Consider the following 16,240-nt stretch of genomic DNA (forward strand, 5'->3'; position numbering starts at 1 on the left):
CCCCGTCATGGCCGATGCCGCGCCGCTGCCCGAGAGTACGCTCGTCCTGATCGCTGGCGCCGGCCGGCTGCCCGATCTGGTGGCTGAATCGCTGAACCGGGCAAACCGACCGTTCCGGCTGATCGCGCTCCGCGGGTTTACCGAGCGGTCCCTGCGCGCCCGGGCCGACGCCACCGTCGACCTCCTCGATCTCGCGGCGATCCTCAAGCTGCTGCGCCGATGGGGGCCGGCCGTGATGGTCCCGGCCGGCGGCGTGTCTCGGCCGAGCCCGGCGGCGCTCCTCAATGCCGGTGCGGCCTTGCGAAATCGCGAGACCCTGCGCGCGATCGCCGGAGGGGGCGACGACCGGCTCCTGCGCGCCGCCCTGGCGCTGGTCGAGGAGGAGGGCCACCGGGTGCTCGGCGTCCACGAGGCCGCGCCGGACCTGCTCTGCCCGGTGGGCCGGCTCGGACGCCTGGGTCCCGATATGGATGCCGGCCTGTCGATCCGTACCGCGCGCGGGGTCCTCGACGCGCTCTCGCCCTACGATCTCGGGCAGGCGGTGGCGGTCTCCGGCGAGCGGGTGATCGCCGTCGAGGGGCCGGAGGGCACCGACCGCATGCTCGCCCGCGCCCGGGCGCTCGGGCGCAAGCCGTTCGGTCGGGGGCGGGCGCTGCCCGCGACCGTGCTGGTCAAGGCGCCGAAGCTCGGCCAGGACTTGCGCATCGATTTGCCGGCGATCGGCCCCCGGACCGTGCGCAACGCCGCCGCGGCCGGCTGCGTTGGCCTCGCGCTGGAAGCCGGCGGCACCCTCGTGATCGACCGGGCCGCCACTGCCGCGGAGGCCGACCGCCTCGGCCTGTTCCTGGTCGGCTACGGAACCGCGCCATGAGCGCCGCTCCCGTGCCCGCATCGAAGAAAATCTGGCTGGTGGCCGGCGAGGATTCCGGGGATCAACTCGGTGCCAAGCTGATGCGTGCGCTGCGCGCTGCGGCGCCCGGGACCGTGTTCGGCGGCGTCGGCGGCGAGGCCATGACCGAGGAGGGGTTCACCTCCCTGTTCCCCCTCGATGACGTCGCCGTCATGGGTTACCTGCCGGTGCTCGCCCGGGCTCGGACGCTGCTGCGGCGCATTCGCGAGACCGCGACCGCGGTGGTGCGGGCCCGGCCCGACGTCCTGGTGATCATCGACAGCCCGGGCTTCACCCACGCGGTCGCCCAGCGGGTCCGGAAGGCGGCGCCCGGCATCCCCATCGTCGATTACGTGTCGCCGAGTGTCTGGGCCTGGCGGCCATGGCGGGCCAAGGGCATGCGCGGCTTCATCGACCACGTGATGGCGTTGCTGCCGTTCGAGCCGGACGCGCATCTGCGCCTCGGAGGCCCGCCCTGCACCTATGTCGGCCACCCGTTGATCGAGCGGTTTCCGGACTTGCGCCCGTCCGCGACGGAGGTCCGGCGGCGGGCGGCGGTCCCCTACCGCCTCGTGGTCCTGCCGGGCTCCCGCCGGGCAGAGATCGACCGGCTGATGCCGGTGTTCGGGCGGGCGTTGGAGCTTGTCTCCCGCGTCCTCGAGGTGGAGGCTGTCCTGCCGGCCGTGACCCGCCACCGGGCCCTGATCGAGCGGCTGGCCCTGAACTGGCCGGTTCCCGTTCAGGTGCTGACCGGCGAGGCGCCGAAATATGCCGCGTTCCGGGGGGGCCGGGCGGCGCTCGCGGCCTCCGGCACCGTCACGCTGGAACTGGCGCTGGCGGGCGTCCCGATGGTTGTGGCCTACAAGGTCTCACGCGCGGAGGAGTTCATCGCCCGCCGCCTGATCCAGGTGCCCAGCATCGTGCTGCCGAACCTGATCCTGGCCGACAACGCCATGCCGGAATTCGTCCAGGCCGATTGCACGCCCGAGCACTTGGCCGAGGCCCTTCTGCCGCTGCTGGCGGGCGGCCCGGAGCGCGACGCGCAGAGCGACGCGCTCGCCCGGATCGACGGAATGATGCGGCTCTCCGGCGACGACACGCCGAGCCGGGCCGCAGCGCGGATCGTTCTGAACGCCGCCGGGGAACGGACGATCGGGCTGGCCTGACGGGTGAGTTGCTCGCTCGCTTCAGGAGCAAACCCAAGTCCTGACTTGGGGCGCATCAGCCGGAGCGGTCCGACCGCGATACGAAACGCGATAATCAGCCGCCGCGCCGCCCGCAGCGCACGTAGGCCGCTGTGCCGCGCCCGCTCGACCAGGTGAGGCGGTCGCCTTCGACCACGAGCCGCACCTGCGAGGACCAGTGCCGGCCGCGGTCGCTGCATTCGGCGGCGACCACCCAGGCGTTGCCGACGCGGTGGCCGTCGTGGAAATTGCAGATGGTGCGGCCGGCCCGGGCTCGCTCCGGCGTGATGGTGGCCGGGATGTAGCCCCTGCGTCGGGAGCGTGCCGAGCAGGCATCTGCGGTTGGCCCCCAGATGCCGGCATAGTCGGGATTGGCCGGGCTCGCTTGCCTCGGGGATACCGGTGCCGCCGGGGGAACGATCGCCGCCTGCGCGCCTGGATCCGCAGGGCTCCGAACACCGGGCGAGGCCACCGGAAGCGCGGCATCCAGGCCCTGCACCGCTGGTGCGGCCTCGTCGAGCGCGTCGAGCATCACGACCCGACGGCCCTGGGGCTTCGGGGCCGGAGCGGGCCGGGTTTCGGCCGGCTGCGTCCGGAACGGCATGTCCTCGGTGAGGTAGATCGCGCTGTAGGCGAAAAGCCCGACCCAGCCGAGAACGAGGAACGCGGGCACGACGAAGCGGCGCTTGGAGCCGGTACGGGGTTCATCACCCGGATCGGCCAGCACGACCGCACCCATCCTTACCCCCTGATCCAGGCATCCGACGCCGATTCGGTCGCCAAGATGATGGGGAAAAGGATGCCCGAACAAAGGGCTATGGGGAACTGTCGTGTCGCTCAGCGTCCGAAGATCCCTTTCAGGAACTGGGCGGTGCGGTTGCGCTTGCGCTTGCGCTCCAGTTCCGCGGCGTCCTTGAGCCAAGCGACCTGCACCACCCGGCGCTCACCCTCGAACGGCTCGTGGCCGTGCCAGGAATTGTCGGCCCGCAGGAACGCGAACATCGTCCCCATGGTCGGGGGAACCTCCACGGCGAAGGGCGCGTAGTTGCGGCCGTCGTAGAGCACACGCAGGCGTCCGGCGGCCGGGGCGTCCCAGGCGTCGTTCATGTAGACGAGCAGCGTCAGCACCTTCGACGGGCCGTCGGTGTGGATCGAACCGTATTTCAGCTGGCTCTTCCGCATGATCGTGGTCAGCCGCGGACAGGAGACGAGATCGATGCCGAACTTCTCGCCGAGGATCTCCGAGAACGCGTCGCTCTCCAGTTCGTCGATCAGCGCCTTGAACCGGCCCTTGAGGGCGACTTCATCCACCGTGAGGTAGCCGGGCTTGGCGATGTCCGGGAAGTCGCGCCGGATTGCCTCGATGGCGTCCGGGTTCAGGACGTTGGTACCAAGCGTGTACGGGTAGGGCTCGCGGGCCACCGGGGCGGCACGCACCGCGGAAACGTCGAGGATCGAGAGGGCGGACATCTGCGGGTCCCTGGTCTCCGGCGCGCGACGGCCGGCACGCCGGCGCCAGGGGCGCGTGCCGGAGGATCATCGGGGGGGCGGGCCGGGCGCGCGCCTTGGGCGTCGGCGGTCACCAAATCTCGAGCGCTTTCCCTGATCCTGGAATCCCATAATCCGGTGATTGCGGCGGTCCAACGGCGAAAGCCGTGTGGTGGCGCATTCCGGTGACAGTCTCGGGCCGCCTGGCCGTGCAGGATGGCGCGATGCCCGAGGACTTTCTTCTCGGGTGCGTACCCGGAACCCGTCCGCGATGAGGCCGCTGGTCCTCGCCTTGCTGTACGTTCACCTTGTCGCTATGGCGGCCGGGGTGAGCGCGTTCGCCCAATCGTCGCGGTCGTCGCGCCCCGCCGGGCCGGCGCGGATGAGCTGCGCCGAGGCGATGGCTCTCGTGAAGAGCGAGGGCGACGTGATGATCGCCGGCGGTACCGTGCCGGAGCGTTTCGTCAGCGGCCCGGGCCAGTGCAGCGGCGGCGAGATCGCCGAACTGCGCTTCGTCCCCACCCGCGACAATCCGCAATGCCCGATCGGCTATCGCTGCCGCGAACCGGGCTTCGAGGAGTGGAACTGGTAGCGCGTGACCCGCCGTAGCGTGGCCTCGGCCGGATCGTGACGAAACTTTCACGTGACAGCGGCCGCGAAGTGCCACGTTCTCGCCATGACCCAGGGCCAAGGCCGCCGGGTTGCGTTCCCGAATGAACGCTCACGTTAGGCGGGAGACACGCGTGGCTTCACTCAGGACCGGGCTCGGGATCCAGGCCGTGCTCACGGCCGTGGCCGCGCTGATCCTGCTGGCGCTTCCGGGGATCCCCAGCCCACCGCTTTACGTCTCGCTCGCCGGCTTCGCGATGGCCGGTATCCTGATCGCCGCCAACGGCATCTCGGCCTACCTGAAGGTCTTCGTCTCGGTCTACGGGTTCGGCTACCTGCTGCTCGCCGGCCTGAAGACGAGCGCCGCCATGGGCCTGCTGCCCCCGGTGGTGGCCGCGCTGCTGCCGCCGGACTTCGCCGCCACCGGCGCGGTGGTGTTCGGCGCCATCGTGCTCGGCGTCTCGCATCTCGGTCCGATCCGCGCGATCACCGACATCGCCGACCCGTATTTCGCCAACCGCGACAAGCCGACCAAGGAGATCGGCCTGTTCCGCCGGTTCGGCAGCACCGAGGGCCGGATCGGCCGCAACCTGGTCGCGCTGTCGATCTTCGTGAACTTCGCCGACGTGGCGCTGACCCTGCGGTTCAACTTCTTCTACCGCGACATCTACAACGCGCTGCAGGAATACGACGCGACGGCGTTCTGGTACCAGTTGCTCTGGATCTTCGTCCCCCTGGCGACGCTCAACATCGCCATCGGCATGTTCGACCTATTCGTCGATTCCTCGCTGCACATCCGCTGGCGGACGTGGCTGACCCACAGCCTGTACGAGCGCTGGCTGGGCAACGGTACCCATTACCGCATCCCGTTCACCGACGAGGAAGCCGACAACCCGGATCAGCGGATCCAGGCCGACGTGAACCTGTTCATCCAGCAGACCGCGAGCCTGTCGATCCGGCTGCTGAGCCAGGCGGCGCAGCTCGTCTCATTCATCGTGATCTTGTGGACCCTGTCGCGCGACTTCGTCGTGCCGTTCACCGATACGGTGATTCCGGGCTTCCTGGTCTGGCTGGTGATCGCCTACGCGGTGGTCGGCACCTGGCTCACCCACCTGATCGGCCGGCCCCTGATCGGGCTCAACTTCCGGCAGGAGCAGGTCGAGGCCGATTTCCGCTTCTCGCTGGCCCGCAACCGGATCTACTCGGAGCAGATTGCGCTGCTGCGCGGCGAGCGTGCGGAGGCGACGCGGCTCGGCTCGCTGTTCCACATGATCATCGACAACTACGTCGGCATCATCTTCCGGCGCATCAAGCTGATCGCCTTCACGTTCAGCTACCGGCAGGCCAGTGTGATCTTCCCGATGGTGCTGGCCGCGCCGTCGTTCTTCGCCAAGAAGATCACGCTCGGCGCTCTGCAGCAGACCTCGCAGGCGTTCTCGCAGGTGCAGAGCTCGCTGTCCTTCTTCGTGGACTCGTACACGACCCTCGCCTCGTACAAGGCCAACACCATCCGTCTCGGCTCCTTCCGCCGGGCGATGAGCAAGGCCGAGGCGCTGGAGACGGCGGGCTACGGTTTGATTCAGGGCAATGAGACCGCCAACGGCGTCACCGCCCGCGGGCTGGTACTCGCCCTGCCGGACGGCCGCGAGATCGTCTCGGCCCCGGAGCTGACCCTGCCGCAGGGCGGCGCCACCCTGGTCACCGGCCCCTCCGGCTCAGGCAAGTCGACGCTGTTCCGGGCGATCGCGGGCATCTGGCCGTTCGGCAAGGGCCGGGTGGACGTGCCGGCCGGGCAATCGACGCTGCTGTTGCCGCAACGGCCCTACATCCCGCAGGGGACGCTGCGCGGCGCCGTGGTCTACCCGAACACCGTCGATCAGTTCTCGGACGACGCGATCCGCGATGCCCTGAGTGCGGCCCAGCTGCCGCACCTGATCGACCGCCTCGACGAGACCGACACCTGGGAGCGGCGACTGTCCGGCGGCGAGCAGCAGCGCCTCGCCATCGCCCGGGCGATCCTGGCCAAGCCCGCCTGGCTGTTCCTCGACGAGTCGACCGCGTCGCTCGACGAGCCGTCCGAGGCCAAAATCTACCGGATGCTGCGCGAGCGGCTGCCAGATACCACCATCGTATCGATCGGCCACCGCTCGACCCTCGACGCGTTCCACGACAAGCGTATCGTGCTGGAGCCGCAGGGCAACCTGTTCACGCCCCGGGAACGCCAGGAGCCGCAGCCGGCAGAATAAGTGCCATTTATCCCGGAAGCCCGGGGAAAATGCCCCGTAGAAGTTGCGCCTTGGAAATATTAAGGAACCTGTGACTGCGGGGTCCGTTTGTCATGCGATAAATAAATCGGAGGAACGCATGACCATGATCAAGACCCTCGCGGGCGCCGGCGCTCTCATCTTGATGTCGACTGCTGCTTTCGCGGCGCCTTGCGCGACCGGGACCACCGTGACGCGCGACAAGGAAGCCAGCAAGGCCTCGACCGTGGATCCGAGCGTGAAGACCCCGACCACCCCTGGCGCCAAGGCCGAGTCGCCCGGCACCGTCGGCGCCATGACCAATGCCGGCACCGCGACCTCGCCGTCGGACGTGCAGGCCCAGTCGCAGGGCAAGCCGACCGCTGCGCAGGCCGGCAAGGGCGGCGACGACTGCTGATCTGCTGTTGATCTGACGTGACGACGAACGCCCGCCCGGCCCCGCCGCGGCGGGCGTTCTCTTGAACGAAGACACTTACGCGGTCCGGCGTAGCTTGGAGGCTGTCCGGGCCGCGCGGGTGACGGCGTCGCGATCCAGGGCTCCGGGTTTCACGACCCAGCTGCCGCCGACGCACAACACCGACGGAACGGCCAGCCAATCCGGAGCGGTCGCCTCGGTGATGCCGCCGGTCGGGCAGAACTTCACCCGGCCGAACACGGAAGTCAGCGCCTTCAACGCCTTGATCCCGCCCGCCGCCTCGGCCGGGAAGAACTTGAACCGGTCGAGACCGTGGTCCAGGCCGCGCATGATGTCGGCGGCGGTGGCGATGCCCGGCAGGTAGGGCACGCCGTTGGCCTTCGCGGCATCGGTCAGCGGGTCCGTAAGCCCCGGCGAGACGATGAACTCCGCCCCGGCCGCCAGGGCGCTGTCGAGATCGCCGGGGTTCAGGACCGTGCCGGCCCCGACCACCGCCCCCTCGACCTGGGCCATCTCGCGGATCACCTCCAGCGCCGCGGGCGTCCGCAGGGTGACCTCGAGGGCCGTCAGCCCGCCGGCCACCAGCGCCTCGGCGATCGGCCGGGCCTGTGCGACATCCTCGATGACGAGGACCGGGATGACGGGCACGGAGCGCATCAGAGCGTCGATGCTGGTCAGATCGTTCATGATCGGCTTCTCCGGTTCGACGTTCAGAGGCCGGCCGCGGCGAGCATGGCGGAGGCGCCCCGCTCGGCGGTGTCGGCCCCTTGGCGCATGAAAGCGAACAGCTCCCGGCCGGTTCCGGCCTCGGGAACCGGCTGAACGGCCTCCTCGCGGGCGGCCAACTCGGCGTCGTCGACGAGGACCTCCAGGAGGCCCTCGGCGGCGCTGAGGCGGACGATGTCGCCGTCGCGGATCCGCCCGATGGCCCCACCGCCGAGCGCTTCCGGGCTCAAATGGATGGCCGCCGGCACCTTGCCGGAGGCGCCGGACATGCGCCCATCCGTCACCAGGGCGACCTTATGGCCGCGATCCTGGAGCACGCCGAGCGGTGGCGTCAGCTTGTGCAGCTCGGGCATGCCGTTCGCGCGGGGGCCCTGGAATCGGACCACAACGACCACGTCGCGCTCCAATTCGCCGGCCTTGAACGCCTTAAGCACGTCGTCCTGGTCCGAGAACACCCGGGCCGGGGCCTCGATAGTCCGGCGGCTCTCTTCAACGGCGCTGGTCTTGAACGTCGCCCGGCCGAGGTTGCCGGTCACCAGCCGCATGCCGCCATCCGCCTGGAACGGGTTGCCTGGCCGGCGGATCATGGTGTCGTCCAGGCTCTCCGGCACGGCATCCTGGAAGGCGAGTTCGTCGCCGTCGAGCTTCGGGTCGCGGGCGTGGTCGCGCAGGGACTGGCCGGCCACCGTCAGGATGTCGTCGTGCAGCAGCCCGGCATCGAGCAGGGCCGCCATGACGAAGCTCATGCCGCCGGCGGCGTGGAAGTGGTTCACGTCGCCCGCGCCGTTCGGGTAGACCCGGGCGATCAGCGGCACGGCGTTGGACAGCCGGTCGATATCCTCCCAGTCGATCACGATGCCGGCGGCGCGCGCGATGGCCGGCAGGTGGATCGCGTGGTTGGTCGAGCCGCCGGTGGCGAGCAGGCCGACCGCGGCGTTCACGATCGCCTTCTCGTCCACGCACAGGCCGAGCGGCCTATAATCGTTGCCGTCCGCGCCGATCTCGGTGAGCCGGTGAACCGCCGCCCGGGTCACGGCCTGGCGCAGCTTCGTGCCCGGATTGATGAACGAGGCGCCCGGCATGTGCAGGCCCATCATGTCCATCATCATCTGGTTCGAGTTGGCGGTGCCGTAGAACGTGCAGGTGCCGGCGCCGTGATAGGAGGCGGATTCGGATTCGAGCAGCTCCGCCCGGCCGACCTTGCCCTCGGCGTAGAGCTGGCGGATCCGCTGCTTCTCCTTGTTGGCGAGCCCGGAGGGCATCGGCCCCGCCGGGATCAGGATCGTCGGCAGGTGGCCGAAACGCAGCGCCCCGATCAGCAGGCCGGGCACGATCTTGTCGCAGATGCCCAGCAGCGCGGCGCCGTCGAACATGCCGTGGCTCAGCCCCACCGCGGTGGAGAGCGCGATCGTGTCGCGCGAGAACAGCGACAGCTCCATCCCTCGCTGCCCCTGGGTGACCCCGTCGCACATCGCCGGTGTGCCGCCGGCGACCTGCGCGGTGGCGCCGCGCTCCCGGGCGAACACCTTGATCTGATCGGGATAGCGCCCGTAGGGCTGATGCGCCGACAGCATGTCGTTGTAGGCGGTAACGATGCCGATGTTCATCACCGTCCGGCCGTCGCGAAGCGCCGGCTTGTCCTCGCCGGAGGCGGCGAAGCCGTGGGCGAGGTTGCCGCAGGCGAGCGTCGGCCGGTGCACGCCCGAATCGCGCTCCCGGGCGATCAGATCGAGATAGGTCCGCCGGGACTCGCGGGAGCGCGCCACGACGCGCTCGGTGACCGCCGCGACCTCGGGATGAAGCTCGGTCATGCTCGTTCCTCCGTCAGGGTGCCGGCGGATCGCAGGGCCGGCACTGATCCCGGCCGCGACCGCGTCGCACCGGGCTATCTAGGCGGTGCCCGGGACGATGTAACCCGGTTGCGGCGCAGGGCGGCCGAGCGCGGCTGCCGACGATGGCCGTCCCAATCACACCCTCATCCAGAGGCGCGAGCGCAGCGAGCCTCGAAGGATGTCTCTAGGGAGCGCGTCTGACTGGAGGGCTTCTTCGAGGGCGACGCTATGCGCCGCGACCTCCCGATGAGGTCGCGGGTGGGAAGCTTGGCAATGACGGGTGTTCAATACTCCCAGAAGATGCGCTGCAGCTCCTTGGTGTCCTGCGTCTTGGTTAGTGCCACGGCGGCCAGGATCTTGGCCTTGGCCGGGTTGAGGTCGTGGGCGACCACCCAGTCGTATGTGTCGTCGGGCTGCTCGGCGTTGCGCAGGACCAGGCCGTCCGGCACCCGCGAGGAACGGATCACGATTGTGCCCTTGGAGCGGATGTCCTTCAGCTTGTCCACGAGGTAGCCCGCCACCGAGCCGTTGCCGGTCCCGGCGTTGACGATCGCCTTCGCGCCGGCCTGAACCTCCGCGTCGTAGACGCCCGGGATCATGTTGCCCGAGCCGTACACGATACCCACCAGCGGCAGGCTGTCGATCTGGTCGATGTCGAATTCCGAACTCTTGTTGTGGCGCTTCGACAGGGAGCGGAAGAAGTAGGTCTTGCCCTCGATGACCATGCCGAGCGGCCCCCACTGGCTGTAGAAGGCGCTGGGGACGACGTTGGTCCGCTTATTTACGTCGCGGCCGGACTGGATCGTGTCGTTCATCGTGACGGTGACGCCCTGGCCGATCGCCTCCTTGCTGGCCGCGACCGTGACTGCATCGAGGAGGTTGAGGGCGCCGTCGGCCGAGATCGCCGTGCCCGGCCGCATGGAGCCGACGACGACGATCGGCTTGTCGCTCTTCACCACGAGGTCGAGGAAGAACGACGTCTCCTCGAGGGTGTCGGTGCCGTGGGTCACGACCACGCCATCGACGTCGTCCTGCTTCAGCAGGGCGGAGACCCGCTTGGCGAGCTGGACGAGCTGCGCGTCGGTGAAGCTCTCCGACGCGATCTGGAAGACCTGCTCGCCGCGCACGTTGGCGATGGTGTTCACCTGCGGCACCGCGGCAATCAGCTTGTCCACCGGCACCTTGGCGGCCGTGTAGGTGGCGCTGTTGGCCGCGTCCGCCCCGGCGCCCGCGATCGTGCCACCGGTGGCCAGGATGACCACGTTCGGCTTCTTGACGGCCGCAGCGGTGCTGGAGTCGGTCATCTCGCGGGCGCCGGACGGGGTGGCCCCGATCGTGCCGGCCAACAACAGAGCCAGGGTCGCTCCGCGCAGGGAACAGGCCGCGCCGCTTCGGCAGGAGATCATCGGGGATCCTTGACGTCTGAAGAAGAATCGCGAGTCGGGCTCGCGTCCGGGATCGTAGACCCCGCTCGCCGGGAGGCAAGTTTCATGCAGCGACGATGCTGGCCGATGGATCCATTTCGTAAGCTTGAGCATTCCACTGCGACGCTGTTCGTTCGGAGGTAGACCCCAATGCTGCATCTCGCCGGACTGCTCGACGAACTCGAGCGGAGCGAGCCCGCGCGGGCCGCGATGGCGATTCTCGAATCGGCGCTGGCCCGGCGGTCGGTCGAGGAGCAGACAGCGTTCTGGCGGGCCGTCGATCTCTATTACGTCTCGCGCAAAGCACCGCCGGATCCCGTGGGGGGCGCCTTGGGGGTCGACCTGGGGACCGCGCCGCAGATGGCTATCGCCCTCTGAATTGACGCCGCGCTCTGCCCGGTTGGGCTCGATCGCCTCAAGGCGTCGCCAAGCGGTTCACGTCGCCAGCGCGCGGAACTGCCGACCTTCGGTCGAGCAGGCGGTTGAGATAGCGCCGCGCCGGCTGCTCGATCAGGAACAGACTCACGAGCCCCATGGCGATCGCGGGCAGGACCAGGGCCTTGCTGGCCGTCCCGCCGAGCCGATCGTGGAGCACGTAGAAGGGCTGCTGCCACAGGTAGATCGCGTACGACCACGCGCCGAACAGCAGCAGCGGTTTCGCACTCAGGCCCCGGCGCAGGAGGGCCGGTGCGCTCGGCAACGAGGCCACCGCCAAGGCCAGGAGCGCGGAGCCCAGACTGTACTTGATCGGATCGGGCACGGCCGCGACGTTCAGGGCGAGGCCGGCCAGCGCCAGGAATGCCGGCCGCCACGACGTCCGCGGCGCGCTCCGGCCGACCGTCAGGTAGGCGGCAGCCCCGAACAGTATCGACGCCACCCGAACATCGCTGCGCCAGTAGACCGCTGTGTAATCGCCGCCCAGCGCAGTCGAGACCGCGCCGTTGAGGCTGGCGAGGGCTGCCAGGGCGGCGAGAACCGGGGCCACGGGAAACGCGTGCCGGCGGCTGAGGAGCGCGATCATCCCGAGCAGGATGTAGCCGTGCTCCTCGATGCAGAGCGACCAGATGTGGTCGACATTCGGCACCTCCGGAAACCACAAGTGGTAATAGTTGTAGGTCAGCGTCAGGGCTGCGACGCAGCCGTAGAACTGCTGGTCGTGGCCCGTGGCGAGGACGAGCCCGGTCATCACCAGCACGAAGCAGATCAGCGCCGGATAGATCCGGGCGGCCCGGCGGAGGAAGAACGTCTTCAACGGCGTGCCGCGTTCGAACAGGATCTCGGCCATCAGGCGGCCGCTGAGCACGAAGAAGAACTCCACCCCGAAACGGCCGAGATTGATGCCGCGGGTCGTGCCGAAGTGGCCGACGAGCACGAGCAGGATCGCGCAGCCGCGCCACCCGTCGAGGAAAGGCCAATGACGCGGGGGCATGGTGCGCCTCTCGAACCTCAGGTTCGACAGTCTGGCGGCGCGCTGCCTTGGCTTTGCGAGATGACCTTAGGGGGTAGGTTCTTGAGGCGCGTGCCACCGGCGGTTCGAAAGGCGTAGGGTCATTGCGAGGCCCGATCCTGGACCGGTGCCGGTCCCGACCCACGCGGGTGGGGCCGGGCTTCCGCTGGGCGACCTCGCAAGACGTTGAACGGTCATCGGTTCCGCGTTCGGCGTCGCGGCCCGGGAGGCCGTAGCGGCGGCCCGGGCCCCTGCGGAAGTCGAGCTTTCCGGCGCTCGGGTCAATCCGCGGCCGTTGCTCCGCGCGCGATCAAAACACCGAGATCAGCACGATGCCGGCTGCCATCAGCAAGCCGCCGATCAGCCGACCGATCCCGGCGCGGACGCGCTTCATGCCGAGCCAACCGAAATGGTCGATGGCGATGGAGGTGAACAGGTTGGCGGTGATCAGCAGACCGTTGAAGGCGCCGGCTCCGACCTTGTCGACGAACAGCAGGCCGGCGAACACCGCCACCGCCCCGGCGATGCCGCCCAGCGCGCCCCACCACGGCACCCGGGCTACGTCCGCCCGGGTCGGCAGCGGGGTCGGGCGGAGCAGGAACACGAACAGGAAGACCAACGCGACCGGGATGAATGACACGGTGGCGGCGAGCCAGGGATTCACCAGGGCGCCGCGCAGCTGCGCGTTGAGCACCACGCCGACGGCCTGGAGCGAGCCCGCGACCAGGATGAACGGGTAGAGCAACCGTGCCATCAGGCCGCCCTTGCCCGACTCGGCCTGCTCGTCGTCCGATTTCGGGCCGGTGGCGCGGGCGATGAACACGATGCCGACCACCATCAGCAGCCCGCCGAGCCACGGCATCGCCTTGAAGCCCCCGGCCTTCAGGCCGAACAGGCCGAGGCTGTCGAGCGCCAGGGAGGTCAGGATGTTGGCCGTGATGGTCAGGCCGTTGAACGGGCCGGCCCCGACCTTGTCGACGAAGGCGAGCCCGCCGAACACCGCCACCGCGCCGGCCACCCCGCCGAGCGGCGCGTACCAGGGCATCGTGCCGAGGGTCTCCAGCGTCGGCAGCGGCGTCGGCATGGTGAAGAACAGGATCGTGAACACGATCACGATCGGCATGAACGAGTAGGTCGCCGCGAGCCACGGGTTAACGAGCGCGTCGCGCAGGCGCGCGTTCATGGAATTGCCGAGCGCCTGCAAGGCGCCGGCGACCAGGATGAAGGGATAGAGCAGGGCGGCGTTCAAGATCGGGGTCTCCGGTCGTGGGAGGGCGAGGCGGTTTGGTGCGGCGTCGTCCTGGGAACCGGAGACCGGGCTCTCAGACGAGCAGCAGGGCGGCGAGGGCCAGCACGAGGGCGGGCGGCATCACCAGCAGGCCGAGCTTCAGGAACTGCCAAGCCGACACGTCCTCGCCCTCGCGGCGGATCGCGGTGAGCCAGAGGATCGTGGCGAGCGAGCCGGTGACCGACAGGTTCGGCCCGAGATCGACGCCGATCAGGATCGCGCCCGCGACCTTGTGGGAAACCTCGGCGGCCTGGACCGCAGCCCCGGCGAGCAGCCCGGCCGGCAAATTGTTCACGAGGTTGGTGCCGAAGGCGACGAGGGCGCCGCCCGCCCAGGCGGTGGCGGTGGGATCGCCCTGGGCGTAGCTCTTCAGGGTGTCGGCCAACAGGGTCAGCACACCGGTCTTCTCCAGCGCCTCCACCAGCACGAACAGGCCCGCCACCAACGGCAGGACCGCCCAGGACACGTCCTTCACCACCTCGACCAGGCCGCCGCGGTTGAGCGCCACCACCAGCAGGGTCGTGGCGAGGCCGGCCACAAAGGTCGGCAGGCCGAGTTCGATGCCGGCGGCCGAGGCGCCGATCAGCGCGCCCGCGGTGGCGATAATGCCCAGGCCCGCGACCTTGCCGCCGAGGCCGAGCTGTACGGCCTCGACATCGGTCTTGATGGTCTGGCCCTTGAGCCGGCTGTTCTGGGTCAGCCGCAGCACCGCGTAGGTGGCGACGATCGCCAGCGCCGAGGGCAGTGCGAACGTGGCGAGCCACTGGCCGAGAGGCGGCATGTCGGTGGCGAACACCACCAGGTTGGCCGGGTTCGAGATCGGCAGCACAAAGCTCGCCGCGTTGGCGATGAAGGCGCAGATGAACAGGTAGGGCAGGGGCTCCGCGTCGGCGGCCTTGGCGGCGGCGTAGACCGCGGGCGTCAGCACCACCGCGCAGGCATCGTTGGACAGGAACACCGTCACCACGGTGCCGACGAGGTAGATCAACAGGAACAGCCGGGTCGGCGAGCCCTTGGCGGCCCGCACGGCGAGGCCGGCGAGCCAATCGAACAGCCCCTCCTTCCGGGCGATCTCGGCCAGCAGCATCATGCCGACCAGGAACAGGTAGACGTCGGTGCCCTTCAAGACGCCGTCGAGGGCGACAGGCCAGGGCAGGAGGCCGAGCACGACCAGAAGGGCGGCGCCGAGCACCGCCCAGATCGCCTCCGGCCACGAGAACGGGCGCACGATCACGCCCAGGGTGGCGAGCGCGGCGATGCCCCAGGTCGCCAAATTCGGTGTCAGGCTTAATCCAGCGAACACGTCTAACGATCTCCCCCCGGAGGCGTGGCGAGGCTCACCACTTGGTCACGATCACCACTTGCGGCCGTAGCGGTTGGGTCCGAGCTGGTCGCCGCGGATACCCTTCCCGACCCAGCTCTGGATCCGGCCCGCGTCGCTACCCGGATTTTCCGGTATCGGCGGCGCGGCCGCATGGTCCGAAAAAGCGATTACCGGCTCGATCACGTCGGTGTCGACGTAGTCCGGGCCGTGCCCGGGCCAGCATTCATGCACCGCCTCGACCTGGATGCTGCGTCCGCCTCCGTCCCAGGACAGCGCCGCCGCATAGCAGCGCGCCCCCTCCGCCCGGTGCATCAGGATCCACGGGCCTGTATCGACCCGGCAATGGACGTAGCGCGGCGGTGCGTCCGAGAGCACGACGGCCCGGACGGCGATCCGCCCGTCGGCGTCGAGCGCCATGCCGCACGTCACATCCGTCGTCGGCAGCGTGGCGACGCGGCGGTCGGCCGGGCTTGTGATCAGCACGAACGGCGCGGTCCGGTCGAGGGCGCGGAACCGCCAGCTCGTCACCGGCCCATCGATCGCCGCGACCGCGTAACCGACCGAGCCGTCCTCGTTCTGCCCGACCGAGCGGGCGGCGGCGTAGAGGGTCCGGCCATCGGGTGCGAGCTCATTGTAGTGGGTGTGGCCCATCTCCACGAGGCGGACCCGGGTCGCCCAGACCAGACCTCCGATATCGAGACGGTCATCGGGCTCGCGCAGGTCGTCCGGATAGGCGTGCATGAACACGGCACACGGTATTTTCTTGTTGGCCGCGTCGGTGAGCTGATCGCTCAGCCACTGGGTCTGGCAACCGCCGAGCCGAAAATCGAGGCCGATGCCTTTCCGGCTGAAACCGGGGCTGATCATGTCGACGAACAGGCAGCGCACGCCCTGGATATCGGCGCTGGCGCAGTAATGCGGGATCGGCAGGACCGGCCAGGTCTCGGGACAGCCGGACGGCGGCTGTTCCAGCTCCCAGGTGATCGGTTCCGGCAACCGGGCCCCCAGGCTCGCCGCGAAGGCGTGGAACGCGTCCATCCGCCCGTGCTGGCGGTCGTGGTCGCCCGGGATCAATCGCAGCGGCAGGTGCGGATGCCGGTCGAGCGCGTCCTTCAGGATGCGGTATTCCGCGGCATAGCCGTTCTCGGCCAAATCGCCCGGCAGGTAGACGAAGTCGAACAGGTCCTGGGGGGCGATCGTCGCGATCTGATCGAGGATCGCGGCGAAGTCGCGGGCATTCTGCGCGTCGGGATCCTGCAGGTGCAGGTCGCCGACATGCAGGAAGACGAGCGGCTCGCGCGCAGGCGAGGACTGGTGGTCGGGGGCGGACATCGGAGGTTCCCGTCGGCG

At 69.4% G+C, this 16,240-nt stretch carries 15 protein-coding genes; 6 read left to right on the plus strand and 9 right to left on the minus strand.

Annotated features, from left to right (window positions below):
* Nucleotides 1–7 precede the first annotated feature (7 nt).
* Both AC0IY0_RS12450 and lpxB read left to right on the plus strand, forming a co-directional pair.
* Complete coding sequence (locus tag AC0IY0_RS12450) at nucleotides 8–871, plus strand: LpxI family protein (RefSeq protein WP_471763934.1); 864 nt, start codon at nucleotides 8–10, stop codon at nucleotides 869–871.
* The gene (lpxB, locus tag AC0IY0_RS12455) at nucleotides 868–2,055 is read left to right on the plus strand and encodes a lipid-A-disaccharide synthase (protein ID WP_471763935.1); all 1,188 of its coding nucleotides are present in this window, start codon (nucleotides 868–870) and stop codon (nucleotides 2,053–2,055) included. The genes AC0IY0_RS12450 and lpxB overlap by 4 nt, the downstream gene beginning before the upstream one ends.
* Before the next feature lie 94 nt (nucleotides 2,056–2,149).
* Here the strand turns inward: lpxB and AC0IY0_RS12460 are convergent, their stop codons facing one another.
* Both AC0IY0_RS12460 and AC0IY0_RS12465 read right to left on the minus strand, forming a co-directional pair.
* On the minus strand, nucleotides 2,150–2,812 hold the full coding sequence (locus AC0IY0_RS12460; protein ID WP_471763936.1) for a peptidase inhibitor family I36 protein: 663 nt from the start codon (nucleotides 2,810–2,812) through the stop codon (nucleotides 2,150–2,152).
* A gap of 98 nt (nucleotides 2,813–2,910) precedes the next feature.
* Nucleotides 2,911–3,543, minus strand: a complete 633-nt coding sequence (locus AC0IY0_RS12465; RefSeq protein WP_147939172.1) for a 2OG-Fe(II) oxygenase — start codon at nucleotides 3,541–3,543, stop codon at nucleotides 2,911–2,913.
* A 289-nt stretch (nucleotides 3,544–3,832) separates the two neighbouring features.
* On the opposite strand from AC0IY0_RS12465, the gene AC0IY0_RS12470 reads away from it, so the two are divergent.
* The 3 genes from AC0IY0_RS12470 (at nucleotide 3,833) to AC0IY0_RS12480 (ending at nucleotide 6,831) form a co-directional block, all read left to right on the plus strand.
* The gene (locus tag AC0IY0_RS12470) at nucleotides 3,833–4,153 is read left to right on the plus strand and encodes a hypothetical protein (RefSeq protein WP_471763938.1); all 321 of its coding nucleotides are present in this window, start codon (nucleotides 3,833–3,835) and stop codon (nucleotides 4,151–4,153) included.
* Between the two features lie 151 nt (nucleotides 4,154–4,304).
* Complete coding sequence (locus AC0IY0_RS12475; protein WP_471763939.1) at nucleotides 4,305–6,416, plus strand: ABC transporter ATP-binding protein/permease; 2,112 nt, start codon at nucleotides 4,305–4,307, stop codon at nucleotides 6,414–6,416.
* A gap of 124 nt (nucleotides 6,417–6,540) precedes the next feature.
* The gene (locus AC0IY0_RS12480; RefSeq protein WP_471763941.1) at nucleotides 6,541–6,831 is read left to right on the plus strand and encodes a hypothetical protein; all 291 of its coding nucleotides are present in this window, start codon (nucleotides 6,541–6,543) and stop codon (nucleotides 6,829–6,831) included.
* Nucleotides 6,832–6,906: 75 nt separating this feature from the next.
* On the opposite strand, the gene eda is transcribed toward AC0IY0_RS12480, so the two are convergent.
* The 3 genes from eda to AC0IY0_RS12495 all read right to left on the minus strand — a co-directional run bounded on the left by eda (nucleotide 6,907) and on the right by AC0IY0_RS12495 (nucleotide 10,813).
* Nucleotides 6,907–7,536, minus strand: coding sequence for a bifunctional 4-hydroxy-2-oxoglutarate aldolase/2-dehydro-3-deoxy-phosphogluconate aldolase (gene eda, locus AC0IY0_RS12485; protein WP_419830670.1), 630 nt, complete (start codon nucleotides 7,534–7,536; stop codon nucleotides 6,907–6,909).
* A 23-nt stretch (nucleotides 7,537–7,559) separates the two neighbouring features.
* The gene (gene edd / locus AC0IY0_RS12490; RefSeq protein ID WP_471763943.1) at nucleotides 7,560–9,386 is read right to left on the minus strand and encodes a phosphogluconate dehydratase; all 1,827 of its coding nucleotides are present in this window, start codon (nucleotides 9,384–9,386) and stop codon (nucleotides 7,560–7,562) included.
* A gap of 305 nt (nucleotides 9,387–9,691) precedes the next feature.
* A complete protein-coding gene (locus AC0IY0_RS12495) occupies nucleotides 9,692–10,813 on the minus strand; it encodes an asparaginase (protein ID WP_147853624.1) in 1,122 nt (373 codons plus the stop codon).
* Between the two features lie 168 nt (nucleotides 10,814–10,981).
* Between AC0IY0_RS12495 and AC0IY0_RS12500 the strand changes: the two genes are divergently transcribed.
* Nucleotides 10,982–11,209: a hypothetical protein gene (locus AC0IY0_RS12500; RefSeq protein ID WP_147908750.1), complete on the plus strand. Its 228-nt coding sequence runs from the start codon at nucleotides 10,982–10,984 to the stop codon at nucleotides 11,207–11,209.
* A 37-nt stretch (nucleotides 11,210–11,246) separates the two neighbouring features.
* On the opposite strand, the gene AC0IY0_RS12505 is transcribed toward AC0IY0_RS12500, so the two are convergent.
* From AC0IY0_RS12505 to AC0IY0_RS12520, 4 genes are all read right to left on the minus strand, one after another.
* Nucleotides 11,247–12,260 (minus strand): acyltransferase family protein, encoded by a 1,014-nt coding sequence (locus tag AC0IY0_RS12505; protein ID WP_471763944.1) that lies wholly within the window; start codon nucleotides 12,258–12,260, stop codon nucleotides 11,247–11,249.
* A 328-nt stretch (nucleotides 12,261–12,588) separates the two neighbouring features.
* Nucleotides 12,589–13,527: a DMT family transporter gene (locus AC0IY0_RS12510; protein ID WP_147937632.1), complete on the minus strand. Its 939-nt coding sequence runs from the start codon at nucleotides 13,525–13,527 to the stop codon at nucleotides 12,589–12,591.
* A 73-nt stretch (nucleotides 13,528–13,600) separates the two neighbouring features.
* Complete coding sequence (locus AC0IY0_RS12515; RefSeq protein WP_471763945.1) at nucleotides 13,601–14,869, minus strand: arsenic transporter; 1,269 nt, start codon at nucleotides 14,867–14,869, stop codon at nucleotides 13,601–13,603.
* Nucleotides 14,870–14,920: 51 nt separating this feature from the next.
* Nucleotides 14,921–16,222: a metallophosphoesterase family protein gene (locus tag AC0IY0_RS12520; RefSeq protein WP_471763947.1), complete on the minus strand. Its 1,302-nt coding sequence runs from the start codon at nucleotides 16,220–16,222 to the stop codon at nucleotides 14,921–14,923.
* Nucleotides 16,223–16,240 lie beyond the last annotated feature (18 nt).

The sequence above is a fragment of the Methylobacterium sp. AC315 genome (assembly GCF_979253755.1).

What these genes read in the sequence shown, in the direction of transcription:
- AC0IY0_RS12450 (WP_471763934.1), top strand. Translation starts at nt 8, where the DNA reads ATGGCCGATGCCGCGCCGCTGCCCGAGAGTACGCTCGTCCTGATCGCT.
- lpxB (WP_471763935.1), top strand. Translation starts at nt 868, where the DNA reads ATGAGCGCCGCTCCCGTGCCCGCATCGAAGAAAATCTGGCTGGTGGCC.
- AC0IY0_RS12460 (WP_471763936.1), bottom strand. Translation starts at nt 2,812, where the DNA reads ATGGGTGCGGTCGTGCTGGCCGATCCGGGTGATGAACCCCGTACCGGC.
- AC0IY0_RS12465 (WP_147939172.1), bottom strand. Translation starts at nt 3,543, where the DNA reads ATGTCCGCCCTCTCGATCCTCGACGTTTCCGCGGTGCGTGCCGCCCCG.
- AC0IY0_RS12470 (WP_471763938.1), top strand. Translation starts at nt 3,833, where the DNA reads ATGAGGCCGCTGGTCCTCGCCTTGCTGTACGTTCACCTTGTCGCTATG.
- AC0IY0_RS12480 (WP_471763941.1), top strand. Translation starts at nt 6,541, where the DNA reads ATGATCAAGACCCTCGCGGGCGCCGGCGCTCTCATCTTGATGTCGACT.
- eda (WP_419830670.1), bottom strand. Translation starts at nt 7,536, where the DNA reads ATGAACGATCTGACCAGCATCGACGCTCTGATGCGCTCCGTGCCCGTC.
- edd (WP_471763943.1), bottom strand. Translation starts at nt 9,386, where the DNA reads ATGACCGAGCTTCATCCCGAGGTCGCGGCGGTCACCGAGCGCGTCGTG.
- AC0IY0_RS12495 (WP_147853624.1), bottom strand. Translation starts at nt 10,813, where the DNA reads ATGATCTCCTGCCGAAGCGGCGCGGCCTGTTCCCTGCGCGGAGCGACC.
- AC0IY0_RS12500 (WP_147908750.1), top strand. Translation starts at nt 10,982, where the DNA reads ATGCTGCATCTCGCCGGACTGCTCGACGAACTCGAGCGGAGCGAGCCC.
- AC0IY0_RS12505 (WP_471763944.1), bottom strand. Translation starts at nt 12,260, where the DNA reads ATGCCCCCGCGTCATTGGCCTTTCCTCGACGGGTGGCGCGGCTGCGCG.
- AC0IY0_RS12520 (WP_471763947.1), bottom strand. Translation starts at nt 16,222, where the DNA reads ATGTCCGCCCCCGACCACCAGTCCTCGCCTGCGCGCGAGCCGCTCGTC.